The organism is Lysinibacillus sp. LK3 (assembly GCF_001043675.1).
Lineage (GTDB): Bacteria > Bacillota > Bacilli > Bacillales_A > Planococcaceae > Lysinibacillus > Lysinibacillus capsici.
The window spans coordinates 1-14,893 of record NZ_LDUJ01000029.1 but is presented as its reverse complement, the minus strand read 5'-3'; the positions used below and the strand labels follow the sequence as shown (position 1 = coordinate 14,893).

Annotated in this window: 12 protein-coding genes; 7 read left to right on the top strand and 5 right to left on the bottom strand. The window is 36.2% G+C overall.

The genetic code is table 11. The features are described from left to right. Positions 1-14: 14 nt before the first annotated feature. From mnmE to rpmH, 5 genes are all read right to left on the bottom strand, one after another. Positions 15-1,400: a tRNA uridine-5-carboxymethylaminomethyl(34) synthesis GTPase MnmE gene (mnmE, locus tag VK91_RS19410; protein WP_048395209.1), complete on the bottom strand. Its 1,386-nt coding sequence runs from the start codon at positions 1,398-1,400 to the stop codon at positions 15-17. A 249-nt stretch (positions 1,401-1,649) separates the two neighbouring features. Then, positions 1,650-2,447 (bottom strand): RNA-binding cell elongation regulator Jag/EloR, encoded by a 798-nt coding sequence (gene jag / locus VK91_RS19405; protein ID WP_048395207.1) that lies wholly within the window; start codon positions 2,445-2,447, stop codon positions 1,650-1,652. Beyond that, positions 2,444-3,214 carry a membrane protein insertase YidC gene (yidC, locus tag VK91_RS19400; protein ID WP_025115704.1) on the bottom strand — a complete coding sequence of 257 codons (771 nt, stop codon included), beginning with the start codon at positions 3,212-3,214 and terminating at the stop codon, positions 2,444-2,446. The genes jag and yidC overlap by 4 nt, the downstream gene beginning before the upstream one ends. Positions 3,215-3,587: 373 nt before the next feature. Then, positions 3,588-3,932 (bottom strand): ribonuclease P protein component, encoded by a 345-nt coding sequence (gene rnpA / locus VK91_RS19395; protein ID WP_048395204.1) that lies wholly within the window; start codon positions 3,930-3,932, stop codon positions 3,588-3,590. A 100-nt stretch (positions 3,933-4,032) separates the two neighbouring features. Beyond that, entirely contained in the window at positions 4,033-4,167 is a 135-nt protein-coding gene (gene rpmH / locus VK91_RS19390; protein WP_004233310.1) for a 50S ribosomal protein L34, read from the bottom strand. A 547-nt stretch (positions 4,168-4,714) separates the two neighbouring features. Here rpmH and dnaA point away from each other — a divergent pair. From dnaA to VK91_RS19355, 7 genes are all read left to right on the top strand, one after another. Further along, positions 4,715-6,109 carry a chromosomal replication initiator protein DnaA gene (dnaA, locus tag VK91_RS19385; protein WP_369700628.1) on the top strand — a complete coding sequence of 465 codons (1,395 nt, stop codon included), beginning with the start codon at positions 4,715-4,717 and terminating at the stop codon, positions 6,107-6,109. Between the two features lie 169 nt (positions 6,110-6,278). Further along, positions 6,279-7,415 carry a DNA polymerase III subunit beta gene (dnaN, locus tag VK91_RS19380; protein WP_048395202.1) on the top strand — a complete coding sequence of 379 codons (1,137 nt, stop codon included), beginning with the start codon at positions 6,279-6,281 and terminating at the stop codon, positions 7,413-7,415. A 113-nt stretch (positions 7,416-7,528) separates the two neighbouring features. Then, complete coding sequence (gene yaaA, locus VK91_RS19375) at positions 7,529-7,753, top strand: S4 domain-containing protein YaaA (RefSeq protein WP_004233303.1); 225 nt, start codon at positions 7,529-7,531, stop codon at positions 7,751-7,753. Positions 7,754-7,756: 3 nt separating this feature from the next. Then, positions 7,757-8,872, top strand: coding sequence for a DNA replication/repair protein RecF (gene recF, locus VK91_RS19370; RefSeq protein WP_048395200.1), 1,116 nt, complete (start codon positions 7,757-7,759; stop codon positions 8,870-8,872). A gap of 93 nt (positions 8,873-8,965) precedes the next feature. Further along, on the top strand, positions 8,966-10,900 hold the full coding sequence (gene gyrB, locus VK91_RS19365; protein WP_048395198.1) for a DNA topoisomerase (ATP-hydrolyzing) subunit B: 1,935 nt from the start codon (positions 8,966-8,968) through the stop codon (positions 10,898-10,900). Positions 10,901-10,925: 25 nt separating this feature from the next. Further along, positions 10,926-13,391 carry a DNA gyrase subunit A gene (gene gyrA / locus VK91_RS19360; RefSeq protein ID WP_048395196.1) on the top strand — a complete coding sequence of 822 codons (2,466 nt, stop codon included), beginning with the start codon at positions 10,926-10,928 and terminating at the stop codon, positions 13,389-13,391. A gap of 141 nt (positions 13,392-13,532) precedes the next feature. Then, positions 13,533-14,615, top strand: coding sequence for an HD-GYP domain-containing protein (locus tag VK91_RS19355; RefSeq protein WP_048395194.1), 1,083 nt, complete (start codon positions 13,533-13,535; stop codon positions 14,613-14,615). The last annotated feature ends 278 nt before the right edge of the window (positions 14,616-14,893 follow it).

Sequence of the window (14,893 nt, the reverse complement as noted above, 5' to 3'; positions counted from 1 at the left end):
TTTCTTTCTGAAAATTATTTTCCTAAACAGAACTGAGAAAATAGTTGATTGATGAGGCTTTCTTGAACAGTATCACCAATGATTTCGCCAAGTATTTCCCATGTTCTTGTTACATCAATTTGTACCATATCAACTGGTACACCATCCTGTGCAGCTGCTATTGCATCTTCTACCGTTGCTTGTGCTTGGTGTAGAAGGGCAATATGTCTTGCGTTTGAAACATATGTTAAATCGCCCGCTTCGATTTGTCCCTCAAAGAATAGTGCAGCAATGGCTTCTTCTAGCTCTGTAATACCTTCCTCTTGTAGCAGAGAAGTTGTTACAATGCGATGCTCACCAGCTAATTCCTTGACACGAGCCAAATCAATTTTTTGCGGTAAATCTGTTTTATTGACAATAACGATGTAATCCATCGCTTCAATTGTTTCGAATAGACGCTCATCCTCAGCAGTTAATTCATCTGCATAGTTTAATACAAACAGAATTAAATCAGCTCCACGAAGAGCTTCCCGTGAGCGTTCTACTCCAATTCGTTCAACAATATCTTCTGTTTCCCGAATACCCGCTGTATCCACTAAACGAAGTGGAACACCTCGGACATTGACGTACTCCTCTATAATATCACGAGTAGTCCCTGCAATATCTGTCACTATGGCCTTATTTTCTTGTACTAAGCTATTTAATAGTGAAGATTTCCCTACATTCGGACGACCTAAAATAACTGTTGATAATCCCTCACGTAAAATTTTTCCTTGAGAAGATGTTTGCAAAAGTTTTATAATTTCATTTTTTACCCATGTACATTTCTCTACTAATACAGGTACAGTCATTTCTTCTACATCATCATACTCTGGATAATCTATATTAACCTCTACTTGGGCTAATGTCTCTAGTAAAGCTTGGCGCAAATCACCAATAAGTCTCGATAATTTTCCATCCATTTGACCCAGAGCCACATTCATCGCACGATCTGTTTTAGCTCTTATCAAATCCATTACTGCTTCAGCCTGTGATAAATCAATACGTCCGTTTAAAAAGGCACGTTTTGTGAATTCACCTGGCTCAGCTAACCTTGCTCCATTTGTTAAAGCAAGTTGCAACACGCGTTTGACTGAAACTAATCCACCATGACAGTTTATTTCAACTACATCCTCACGTGTGAATGTTTTTGGCCCACGCATCAGCGATAGCATTACTTCCTCTACTACCTCATTAGTTTTAGGATCGACTAAATGTCCATAATGAATAGTGTGCGAATCTTTGGTTGTTAAACTTTTTCCCCCGGGTGATTTGAATATTTTGTCTGCAATCGTCACAGCCTCGTCTCCACTTAAACGAACGATGGCTATGGCACCTTCACCCATCGGTGTGGATATCGCAGCAATTGTATCGAACTCCATTTAATGACCTCCTCAACGTTATCCACATGTGGATAATCAAAACCGACCAATACTTACTAACACCTTAGACTAACATATTTTCAGCAAAATCTAAAGTAAGGATCATTTCCAAATGTGGATAAAATCAATTTTTCGCTAATCATATTTTCGACAAAATTTGCTACGTTTCATTAAAAAAGGTCATTTTATCTAAAAGATAAAATGACCTTTCAAAATATATTGTCTGTATGATTATGTGAAACAGCCTACTTATTTTTTTACGGGTTCTATTACTAAATAACGATTAGGCTCCGTACCTTCTGAATACGTTTCAAGATCTAGACGATTTGCTAATTGATTATGAATTATCTTTCGTTCGTAAGACGGCATTGGTTCAAATGCCACACGTTGATTTAAGCGTAATGCTTTATCCGCCATTCGATCCGCAAGTAATTCTAAAGCTACTTGTCGACGCTCGCGATAGTTTTCTACATCTAGTTTCACCATTAAGAACTGCTTTGCGCTTTTATTTAATACGAGTTGTGTTAATTGCTGTAAGGAATTTAATGTTTGACCTCGTTTCCCTATAAGCAGGGCAGCTTTCTCACTTTTTAGTTGAAATAATACATATTTCCCTTCGCGTGTCGTAGCAATCTCAAGATCATGAATAGCCAATTGTTCAGCGATACTACTTAAATAAGCCTTTGCCTCTTCAATTGGATTTGCTGAGTCATCCTCATCTTGTTCTTTAACGACTTGTTGAACTTCTTCCATTTCACTTGGTTGTTCAGAAACTTGTGAACTTAGTGTTTCAACATCATCTACTTCTATTGGTTCATATAATTGAGTTACTACCTGCAATTGCGCATTGTCGCTTTCAATTGTCGGAACCTGAACTTCTTTTACTGTTACACGTACCTCTGCAGAACGTGCACCAAAACCTAAAAATCCTTTTTTACCTTCTTGTAAAACTTCAACATCTACTTGTTCACGGGTTTTGCCAAGTTTCTGTAACGCCAATGAGATCGCTTCTTGTGTTGTTGCGCCTATTTGCGTAAGTTGTTTCACTTTTTAGCCCCTCCATTTTGAGCAGGTTGTGTTTTATCTTTATTCCAAGGTTTATAAATGTACAAGTTTTGGAAAATCGAAATAATGTTTCCGATTACCCAGTATAATGATAATGCAGCTGGTAAGGCCATACCAAAACCAATAATCATGAATGGCATAATATACATCATAATTTTCATTTGAGGATTATCCATTGCTGGTCCTGTACGTAACACGATAAATTGCATTAAGCCAGCTGTAATAGCTAATGCAGGTGCAGGATCTGCTAGCGGGAAGATAAAGAAATTCCCTAAATCAAATGTTGATGTTGCATTCATACGGCTAATTGCATGATAGAAACCAATTAAGATTGGCATTTGAATGATTACTGGTAAGCATCCTGCAAGTGGATTTACTCCAGATTCACTCATTAACTTCATCATTTCTTGCTGATATTGTTGTTGTGTCTGAGCATCCTTAGAAGCATACTTCTTTTGCAGTTCCTTCAATTTTGGTTGAATTTCTTGCATCTTTTTAGAACTCTTTGTTTGTTTGATCATCAATGGTAAAATTGCTAAACGAATAATAATCGTTACGGCAATGATCCCCCATGCATACGTACCTAGCAGATCAGCAAAGTATTTTATTGCTGATACCAACGGCCAAACAATGAATTCATTCCAGAAGCCTGTGCTATCTTTGGAAATTGGTTCATTGAATTCTGTACAACCAGAAAGTAGTAAGGCTACCGATACTAGTGACAAAATTACCCAATGTTGTTTTTTCAACCTTCTTCCCCCTACAATTACTATTCACTTTTTCTTATTCTATATGGTTCTTTTTGTACCGACAGTTTCCTATCACATAATCGGTTTAACGTCAGTAGCCTTATCTTTATTTCAGTCCACTTTTGAGAGTCCTCGATGAAGATAAAGTTATCAGTTATTTTATCATGCCTATAACATTCACTCTACTAAATATTCTAACTACACACACTTATTCCTAAGATAAGTTGTGAATTTTACATATTTTTAAGCGAAAACTCTCACCACAAATACCCCCGTGTGTATAATTCTCTTACATATAATTTTATGCAAAATCACATATTATTTATTCTGTTGCTAACAGTACAGGCGTAATTTCACCACTTGGTTGCATACATTACACTTTTTTCATTACCTTTGCGATTCGTAGTACATGCTGCAAACTTTGTTTCACTTCATGAAAATCCATAGTGGCCGCCGGATGTCTGGCGATAATAACATAATCCATATTCGGCTTTAGCTCATCTTTTAATTCATGAATACTTTGTCGAATATAGCGTTTTACTTGGTTGCGTGTTACCGCATTCCCAAGCTTCTTACTAACTGATAAACCTACACGAAATTCCGTTTGTCCCTCTTTTACTAAAAAATAAACAACAAACTGACGATTAGCGAAAGATTTACCTTTTTTAAACACCTTTTGAAAATCATCATTCTTCTTCACTCGTTGGCGTTTTTTCATTTCTTTCACCTGCTATTAGATAATATCTTTTGATCCTCATTTCTAGGTTTACCAAAAATAAAGAAAAAAAAGACCACTGATGTGGCTCAGTGGACTTATTTTATGCTGATAAAACTTTTCTTCCTTTACGACGACGAGCAGCAAGAACTTTGCGACCGTTTTTCGTGCTCATACGTGCGCGGAAACCGTGTACTTTGCTGTGCTTACGTTTTTTTGGTTGGTAAGTACGTTTCATTTATATAGACACCTCCTGATATGAGTTGAATTTTTCAACATACAGACTCGAATATTATATAAAGTATCTAGTTATTTTGTCAATGAATTTCACAAATTTCTTTTAATCCGTCCAACTATCTATTTATTCTATTCTCAATTTTCTAGTGTTTGGATCTCTACTAGAAATATTTTTTTCTACATAAACATAAAAATATTTATCCACAGAGTACTTGTTTTTTTTACACAGAGTTGTGTATAGTATTTTTTGCATTATTTTTTATCCACAACAATTATCTACAGGTTTCTCACATAAGCAGTGCTTGTGGACAACTATAAAGTGCATAACTGTAAGCTATGTGGATAAGTTTCACAAACTATTGAAATAGCTTTGTTTTTCTGATACGATTACTGTGCTTCACTTTGTTGAAAACTAAAACGAACATTTTAATTATCCACAACTGTTAATATGCTGTGGATAATTTTCATCACAGCCTTTGGTTAACTTTTATCCACAACTTGTGATTATGTGGACGAGTTATAAAATGAACGTATTTACAATTCTATAAATGCGATTTTTTTTTGTATTGAACACTGTAAAGGAGATTAGTAGCTTGGAACATTTAGAAGAACTATGGAACAATGTCCTGGCTCAAGTTGAACAAAAAATTTCTAAACCAAGCTTCGAAACGTGGCTAAAGTCTACGAAGTTACTATCTTACAATGGTAGTGGGTCCACTGTGACAATTGCTGCGCCAAATTCGTTTGCTCGAGACTGGCTTGAAAATCATTATATTCATTTGATTACAGGTATATTAACGGAGCTAACAGGCGAAGACTTGCTTATTAAATTTGTTGTTCAAAAAAACCAGGATTCGGACGATTTTGATTTGCCAGCGCCGATTATCCAAGCAAAAAATAATGAACATCATGATATTTCACCAGGTATGTTAAACCCGAAATATACTTTTGACACGTTTGTTATTGGCTCTGGTAACCGCTTTGCACATGCAGCTTCGCTAGCTGTAGCTGAAGCACCTGCTAAGGCATACAATCCATTCTTTATTTATGGGGGAGTAGGGCTAGGTAAAACGCACTTAATGCACGCTATTGGTCATTATGTATTAGAGCATAATCCAAATGCTAAAGTAGTGTACTTATCATCCGAGAAATTTACAAATGAATTTATTAACTCAATTCGTGATAACAAAGCACTTGATTTTCGCAATAAGTACCGCAACGTGGATGTACTGCTAATTGATGATATTCAATTCCTTGCTGGAAAAGAATCAACTCAAGAAGAATTTTTCCACACTTTTAATACTTTACATGAAGAATCCAAACAAATTGTTATATCAAGTGACCGACCTCCTAAGGAGATCCCAACTTTAGAAGATCGGCTCCGTTCACGTTTCGAGTGGGGGTTAATAACTGATATTGCGCCACCCGATTTGGAAACTCGTATCGCTATTTTGCGTAAAAAAGCAAAAGCAGACGGTCTAGAGGTACCAAATGAAGTAATGCTTTATATTGCGAACCAGATTGACTCCAATATTAGGGAGCTTGAAGGTGCGCTTATTCGCGTCGTTGCCTACTCATCTCTTGTAAACAAAGATATTACAGCGACATTAGCTGCCGAGGCATTGAAGGATATCATTCCAAATTCAAAACCGCGAACAGTGACAATATTAGACATTCAAAATGCAGTAGGGGAACATTTTAGTATACGTTTGGAAGATTTCGCTGCTAAAAAACGTACTAAATTAATTGCTTTTCCACGTCAAATCGCTATGTACTTATCGCGCGAATTGACAGATTTTTCGCTGCCCAAAATTGGCGAAGAATTTGGTGGCCGCGATCATACGACTGTCATCCATGCGCACGAAAAAATATCTTCTATGTTGAAAAATGACGTTCAACTTCAACAAGATGTTAAACAAATTCGTAGTATGCTAGGCAAGTAATTGCTGTGGACAAACTAACTATTTAAACACAAACTTATACACAGTCTATCTACATGTGGATAGACTGATTTTATTCATTAAAATATACTTATCCACAAATCCACAGGGCCTATTACTATATCTTTTTATTTTATATAAATAAATAATATAAATATGTGAGGGAAAACGAATGAAATTTGATATTTTACGTGACCGTTTATTAGAAGGTTTAAATGATGTCATGAAAGCAGTAAGTTCAAAAACAACTATTCCGATTTTAACTGGTATTAAAATTGACGTAACAGAGGAAGGGATCCGCTTAACTGGTAGTGATGCTGATATAACTATTCAAACATTTATTCCAGTAGAAGAAGATGGACAACAAATTATTCACATTACAGAAACAGGTTCAATTGTTGTACAAGCACGTATGTTTAATGAAATCGTACGTAAATTACCAACAAACGATGTTGAAATTCAAGTAACACCAGGTTTCCAAACGCATATTCGTTCAGGGAAATCGGAATTCCATTTAATTGGCTCAGATGCAGCAGAGTATCCTTTATTACCAGAGCTTACAGAAGATCAAAAATTTACTATTCCTGCTGATCTCTTAAAAACAATTATCCGTGAAACAGTATTCGCTGTTGCCACTTCAGAAAGTAGACCCGTGTTGACAGGTGTAAACTGGCAGATCAAAAATGAAACATTAATCTGTGTTGCAACAGATAGTCATCGTTTGGCAAGACGTAAAGTGCAACTCGAAAATTTACCAGAAGTTGAACATAGTGTAGTAATTCCAGGGAAAAGTTTGAATGAATTAAATAAAGTACTTGAAGATTCTACAAATCTTGTCCAAATCGTTATTACAAGTCAGCAAGTATTATTTAAAACTGGTGATGTATTATTCTTCTCTCGCTTACTGGAAGGAAATTATCCTGACACAACTCGTTTAATTCCTGAAGAGTATCAAACAAATATAACAATTAATGGTAAATCTTTATTACAAGCTATTGACCGTGCATCACTTGTTGCACGAGGAGATCGTAATAATGTTGTCCGTTTTGAAATTTTAGATAACCAAGCAGTTGAGGTTTCTTCTAATTCTCCTGAAATCGGTAAAGTACAAGAAGAAATTCCTGTGGAAGCATTAGAAGGGGAAGGTTTGAAAATCTCATTCAGTGCAAAATATATGATGGAAGCATTAAAAGCAATAGATGGACAAGACGTAGTTATTCAATTTACTGGGGCAATGAGACCGTTTATTTTACGTTCCGTTCATGATGATGCTATTTTACAATTAATTTTACCTGTACGAACTTACTAAAGAATATAAGATCTGTTAAGATAGTCGCTCATTGTGACTATCTTTTTTTACTTATGGCGTAATTTTAGGTATGATAGAGAGATAGACAGTCTGTATTCGGAGGGGAACACACTATGCAGGACATTAAAATTGATGAGGAGTTCATCACGTTAGGGCAACTTTTAAAAATTACTGATGCCATTAGTTCAGGTGGTATGGCCAAGTGGTTTTTACAAGAACATGCTGTATATGTAAACGGAGAAGTAGACGATCGTCGAGGTCGTAAATTACGTAACGGAGATATTGTAAATATTCCTGGATGTGGTCGTTTTCAAATTATAGGACCAACTGGACAATAAATTATGTATATTGAGCAAATAAAACTTACAAATTACCGTAACTATGATGCCTTAGCTTTAAACTTCTCTCCAAAAATTAATGTTTTCATTGGTGAAAATGCACAAGGAAAAACAAATGTTATGGAGTCCATCTATGTTTTAGCAATGGCTAAGTCCCATCGAACAACGAACGATAAAGAATTGATACGTTGGGATTCAGACTATGGTAAAATAGAAGGGGCCGTTAAAAAAAGGCATGGTATTTTACCGATCGAACTTACGATTACAAAGAAAGGTAAAAAGGGCAAGATAAATCATATAGAGCAAAGTCGCCTTAGTCATTATATTGGTCAAATGAATGTCGTTATGTTTGCGCCAGAGGATTTGAACGTTGTTAAGGGAAGTCCGCAAATACGTCGGCGTTTTATTGATATGGAGATTGGGCAAATTTCGCCTGTCTATTTACATGATTTATTAACCTTTCAAAAAGTTTTAAAACAACGTAACCATTTTTTAAAAATGAACCAAGGCAAGTCCATGCCAAATGATGTGATGTATGAGGTCTACAATGAACAATATATTCACGCTGCTACCCAAATTATTCGTAAAAGATTTCAATTTATGGATTTATTGCAAGAGTGGGCGGAACCCATACACGCAGGTATATCGCAAGGTAAGGAAACACTGGTTATAAAATATCGTACGGTAGCTGGTATTGAAAAAGAACACTCTACTAGTGAAATTGAAAATACTTTACATCAAAAATTAATTGAAGCGAGAGAACGTGAATTTGATAGAGGCGTGACATTAGTTGGTCCACACCGAGATGATTTACAATTTTTAGTGAATGGCTATGATGTTCAAACTTATGGTTCACAAGGACAGCAGCGTACTACTGCATTGTCTTTAAAGCTTGCTGAAATTGAATTAATTAAACAAGAAACAAATGAAACACCCATACTACTTTTAGATGATGTTTTATCGGAACTCGATGATTATCGCCAATCGCATTTATTAAATACCATTCAGGGTGAAGTCCAAACCTTTGTTACAACCACAAGTGTGGAAGGAATTCATCATGAAACGATGGAACAGGCTCAACTGTTCCACGTGAAACAAGGTGCGATTGAAAGAAGTTAGCCAGGGTAGTTTTTTAGATTACAAAAAGAATGGTAATAGTCAGCTCGGTTGACTGTTCATTCATTTACACACAATGATGTTATGAAGGAGTAGATGAAAGCCGTGGCTATAGAGAACGAAGGTTTACAAAACCAAGCTTATGAGGCCGATCAGATACAGGTATTAGAAGGTTTAGAAGCAGTACGTAAAAGACCAGGGATGTATATCGGTTCAACTAGCTCTAAAGGGCTTCACCATTTAGTATGGGAAATTGTTGATAATAGTATCGATGAAGCACTTGCAGGATTTTGTACAGATATCAAAGTAACAATTGAAAAAGAAAACTGGATTCGTGTAGAAGATAACGGTCGTGGTATTCCAGTTAGTATTCAAGAAAAAATGGGTAAGCCTGCTGTTGAAGTTATTATGACTGTTTTACATGCTGGTGGTAAATTTGGCGGTGGAGGCTATAAAGTTTCTGGTGGTCTTCATGGAGTTGGAGCATCAGTAGTAAATGCACTTTCTGTGGAAACAATTGTTCAAGTACATCGTGAAGGTCATATCCATGAAATAAAATTTGAACGTGGAAAAACAGTTCAAGAGTTAATGGTTATCGGTGACACAGATCATAATGGTACAACAACGCGTTTTAAAGCTGACCCAGAAATATTTAAAGAAACTACTGTTTATGAATATGATATTTTAGCTCATCGTATTAGAGAATTGGCTTATTTAAATCGTGGTATTAAGATTACGATTGCTGATGAACGAGAAGAAGAGATTCGCTCAACAACATACCACTATGAAGGTGGTATTCGCTCTTATGTTGAGCATTTAAATCAATCCAAAGAGCCAATCCATGATCCAATTGATGTTCTTGGGGAGAAGGATGGCATCACAGTAGAAATTGCTATGCAATATAATGCTGGATTCTCTTCTAATATTTTTTCATTTGCTAATAACATTAATACGTATGAGGGCGGTACACATGAGTCAGGGTTTAAAACAGCCCTTACACGCGTTATTAATGACTATGCACGAAAAAGTGGATTACTAAAAGAATCTGACGCTAATCTTACAGGTGAGGATGTACGAGAAGGGTTAACAGCTATAGTTTCTGTGAAACACCCAGATCCGCAATTTGAAGGACAAACAAAAACAAAGTTAGGGAATTCAGAAGTAAGTCAAATTACCAATTCTTTGTTCTCAGATGGCTTTGAGCGTTTTATGTTAGAAAATCCAACGGTTGCACGAAAGATTGTGGAAAAAGGATTAATGGCAGCCCGTGCTCGTGTAGCTGCGAAAAAAGCACGTGAGTTTACTCGTCGTAAAAATGCCCTCGAAGTATCTAGCTTACCGGGTAAATTAGCTGACTGTTCTTCTACTAACCCAGCTGATTGTGAAATTTATATTGTTGAGGGTGATTCTGCCGGCGGTTCGGCTAAATCTGGACGTGATCGACACTTCCAAGCAATTTTACCTTTACGTGGTAAAATCCTTAACGTTGAGAAAGCTCGTCTAGATAAAATCTTATCGAATGCGGAAATCCGTGCGATGATAACAGCATTCGGCACTGGTATTGGTGAGGAGTTTAATTTAGAGAAAGCTCGTTATCATAAAATCATTATCATGACAGATGCCGATGTCGATGGGGCACATATTCGTACATTACTTTTAACATTCTTCTTCCGTTTCCTTCGACCACTTATAGAAGCAGGCTATATTTATATTGCACAGCCACCACTTTATCAAGTGAAACAAGGTAAACATATTGAGTATTGCTATGATGAAGAGACATTAAAAGAAATTTTAGAACGGCTACCAAAAATGCCAAAGCCAAATGTGCAGCGTTATAAAGGTCTTGGAGAAATGAACGCTGAACAGCTTTGGGAAACAACAATGGATCCTGAGTACCGCACATTATTACAAGTAGAATTAGATGATGCAATTAAAGCAAACCAAGCATTTGAACGTTTAATGGGCGATGAAGTTGAACCTCGTCGTCAATTTATCGAGGAAAATGCCGTATACGCTAATTTAGATATCTAATTTTTCTTGAGAGGAGGTCTACACTTTGTCAGAACAAGAACGCTCCGGTGTTAAAGGAGTTAATATAACAGAAGAAATTGAAACATCCTTTCTTGATTATGCAATGAGTGTAATTGTATCACGTGCATTACCTGATGTACGTGATGGATTAAAACCAGTTCATCGTCGTATTTTATATGGGATGCAGGAATTAGGTAATACAGCAGATAAAGCCTACAAAAAGTCAGCACGTATCGTTGGGGATGTAATGGGTAAGTACCATCCACATGGTGACTCTTCCATCTATGATGCAATGGTACGTATGGCACAAGATTTTAGCTATCGCTACATGCTTGTTGATGGTCACGGAAACTTTGGTTCTGTTGATGGTGATGGCGCAGCAGCCATGCGTTATACAGAATCACGTATGTCTAAAATAGCAATGGAAATGCTCCGTGATATTAATAAAGATACAATTGACTATACAGATAACTATGATGGATCAGAAAAAGAACCAATAGTTTTACCAAGTCGCTATCCAAATCTTTTAGTCAACGGTGCTGCAGGGATTGCTGTAGGTATGGCAACAAATATTCCTCCGCATCAATTGGGCGAAACAATTGATGCTGTTATAGCACTTTCTGAAAATCCGGCCATTACGACTGAAGAGCTGATGGAAATCATTCCTGGCCCTGATTTTCCTACTGGTGGATTAATTTTAGGACGTAGTGGTATTCGTAGAGCCTATGAAACTGGTCGAGGTTCCATTATCATCCGTGCGAAAGTGGAAATTGAGCAAAAGGCAAATGGTAAGGAAACTATTCTTATTCATGAATTGCCTTACCAAGTGAATAAGGCTAAGCTTATTGAAAAAATTGCAGAGCTTGTACGTGATAAAAAAATAGATGGAATCACAAATTTACGTGATGAATCAGACCGTCGTGGTATGCGTGTAGTGATTGAAGTTCGTAAAGATGCAAATGCTAATGTTGTACTAAATAATTTATATAAACAAACAGCTATGCAATCTAGCTTCGGTATCAATATGCTATCTTTAGTAAACGGTCAGCCTAAAGTATTAGGCTTAAAAGAAATGCTATACCATTATTTAGAACACCAAAAAGTAATTATTCGTCGTCGTACAGAGTTTGATCTTCGAAAAGCTGAAGACCGCGCTCACATTTTAGAAGGCTTACGAATCGCACTCGATCATATTGATGAAATAATCGCTATTATACGTGGTTCACGTAGTGGTGAAGAAGCAAAACCTCAATTAATGGAACGCTTTAACTTATCGGAGCGTCAGGCTCAAGCTATTTTAGATATGCGCCTCGTTCGATTAAGTGGCTTAGAACGTGAAAAAATTGAAGCAGAATATCAAGAGCTTCAAGTTCTTATAGCTGAATTAAAGGCAATCTTAGCAGATGAAGAGAAAATTGTAGATATTATTCGTACTGAAATCTTAGAGTTGAAAGAACGTTTTAATGATACACGCCGTACTGAGATTACATCAGGTGGAATTGAAATGATTGAGGATGAGGATTTAATTCCTGTTGAAAACTCAGTTGTTACTTTAACACATAATGGCTATATCAAGCGTTTAGCTGCGAATACATATCGTAGTCAAAAGCGTGGTGGTCGTGGTGTACAAGGAATGGGTACAAATGAAGACGACTTTGTAGAGCATCTAATGAATACTTCTACCCACGATACAATTTTATTCTTCACGTCTAAAGGTAAAGTATTTAGAGCAAAAGGATATGAAATTCCTGAGTTCGGTCGCACTGCTAAAGGGTTACCAATCGTAAACTTGCTTAATATAGAAAAAGGCGAAAAAGTAACAGCTATGATTCGTGTTGCGTCGTTTGATGAAGATGCTTACTTTATCTTTACCACAAAAACAGGTATTACAAAACGTACCCCTGTATCACAATTTGCTAACATCCGAACAAATGGTTTAATCGCAATCAGCTTGAGAGAAGACGACGATCTTATTTCGGTACGTCTTACAGATGGAGAGAAACAAGTGATTATTGGTACTCGCGATGGTATGCTCGTTCGTTTCCAAGAAGACGACATTCGATCTATGGGCCGTACAGCTGGTGGTGTTCGAGGCATTAAGCTACGTGATGGTGATGAAGTAGTTGGCATGGAGATTGTTGAACCAGGGCAAGAAATATTAGTAGTAACTGAAAAAGGTTACGGTAAACGTACTTCTGAAGAGGACTATCGTTTACAAAGTCGTGGTGGAGTAGGACTGAAAACTATTCAGATTACAGATAAGAATGGTCCAATGGTGGCTGTAAAAACCGTCGATGGTTCTGAGGATTTAATGCTTATAACTATTAATGGTATGCTTATCCGTATGGATGTAAATGATATTTCATTAATTGGGCGCAGTACGCAAGGTGTACGTTTAATTCGACTAGGAGATGACGAATTGGTTGCAACTGTCGCTAAAGTGGAAAAAGCAGAAGAGTCTTTTGAAGACGAAGAGGAAGTCGAAGAATAATATAATCCGATGACGACATTATTGAATGTCGTCATCGGTTTTTTTACGTAAATAATGAAAAATAAGTAATTATTTTGAATTCCATGATAAAATGATAATACCTTATTTTGAAGCAAGAAATAGTGGAGAGGTGTTCATTCTGTGGAAACTATACATGTTCCAATTTCAGAGCTAGGTGTTGGCAAGGTAATTTCTGAAGATATATTTGCTAATACACAGTATCCGATTATTTTCAAAGATACAATGATTTCTTATGTACACTTGCAAGTTTTTCATGCATTTAATATTTTCACCGTCCCCGTTTATAAAAGTGAAAATGATATTCGTGTAGAAAAGAATGAAAGTGATGTCGAAGTTATAATAGAAGAACTTCCAACTTTTAGGAAAATCTATAATCATTCTGTTGAACAGTTTAAAAAAGAATTTAAAAACTGGGAAGCGGGCGCCAAGGTGGATATTGCAAAGGCCAGAACAATTATTTTACCTTTAGTAGAGATGGTACTAGAAGATCGTACTATTATTTTTGATTTAAATGAGTATTCAAATCCAAAAGACTACCTGTATCATCATTGTGTAGCAACTGGTCTGATTGCCTCAGTTATTGCTCAAAAACTTGGTTATGATAGAGGAACCACTATTCAAGTAGCCATCGGTGGTTTATTGGCTGATTGTGGTATGGCTAAAGTACATCCTCGTATCAGGGATAAGAAGACACCATTAACAGAGCAAGAATATGATGAGATATATAAACACCCGATTTATAGCCATAATATGGTGAAAGATTTGACCATTTTAAAAGAAACGATGAAAGAAGCAATCTTCCAACATCATGAACGTTTAAATGGTAGTGGATATCCGAAGAACGAAAAGATCGCCAATATTTCTATATTTGCACAAATCATTGCTGTTGCAGACGTTTTTCATGCTATGACATGTGAACGAGTATATAGAACGAAACAATCTTCATTTAAAGTAATTGAAATGATTAATGAATCTGAGTTTGGTAAATTTGATATTAAAGTAGTACGTGCATTAATTGATATTGTTGCAGATCTTCCGATAGGTACAATTGTAGAGCTTTCTAATTTAGAACGTGGGGAAGTAATGTTTGTAAATAAATTTGCCCCAACACGACCACTTATTAAATTAATTCATTCAGGGGAAATTTTTGATTTAGGGAAAAATCGCAGTTTTTATATTTCACGTATCATAACTAATTTATAGATAGACGGGCAAACTATATTATGTGGTTTGCCTTTTTTTATTAGGTAAGAGATGTACTCTACGCAAGTGCTAATATAATTTTTTCTTAACAAACACTTCGCAATAATAGTAATCAATTAAATAGTGAGCATTTTAACCATAATCGTTTTTTGAAACATTTATATATTGTATTAAAATATTTTTGGAAAAACTGTTGACTTTGTTTTGGAATCTTGATATTATAAATGAGTCGCCAAGAGGTGACGACGAAATAAACAAAATGAACCTTGAAAACTGAA

Excerpts from the sequence above, each read along its gene's own strand:
- rnpA (WP_048395204.1), bottom strand. The coding sequence starts at position 3,932 with ATGAAAAAACGCCAACGAGTGAAGAAGAATGATGATTTTCAAAAGGTG.
- recF (WP_048395200.1), top strand. The coding sequence starts at position 7,757 with ATGTATATTGAGCAAATAAAACTTACAAATTACCGTAACTATGATGCC.
- dnaA (WP_369700628.1), top strand. The coding sequence starts at position 4,715 with ATGCGATTTTTTTTTGTATTGAACACTGTAAAGGAGATTAGTAGCTTG.
- mnmE (WP_048395209.1), bottom strand. The coding sequence starts at position 1,400 with ATGGAGTTCGATACAATTGCTGCGATATCCACACCGATGGGTGAAGGT.
- gyrB (WP_048395198.1), top strand. The coding sequence starts at position 8,966 with ATGAAAGCCGTGGCTATAGAGAACGAAGGTTTACAAAACCAAGCTTAT.
- dnaN (WP_048395202.1), top strand. The coding sequence starts at position 6,279 with ATGAAATTTGATATTTTACGTGACCGTTTATTAGAAGGTTTAAATGAT.
- yaaA (WP_004233303.1), top strand. The coding sequence starts at position 7,529 with ATGCAGGACATTAAAATTGATGAGGAGTTCATCACGTTAGGGCAACTT.
- rpmH (WP_004233310.1), bottom strand. The coding sequence starts at position 4,167 with ATGAAACGTACTTACCAACCAAAAAAACGTAAGCACAGCAAAGTACAC.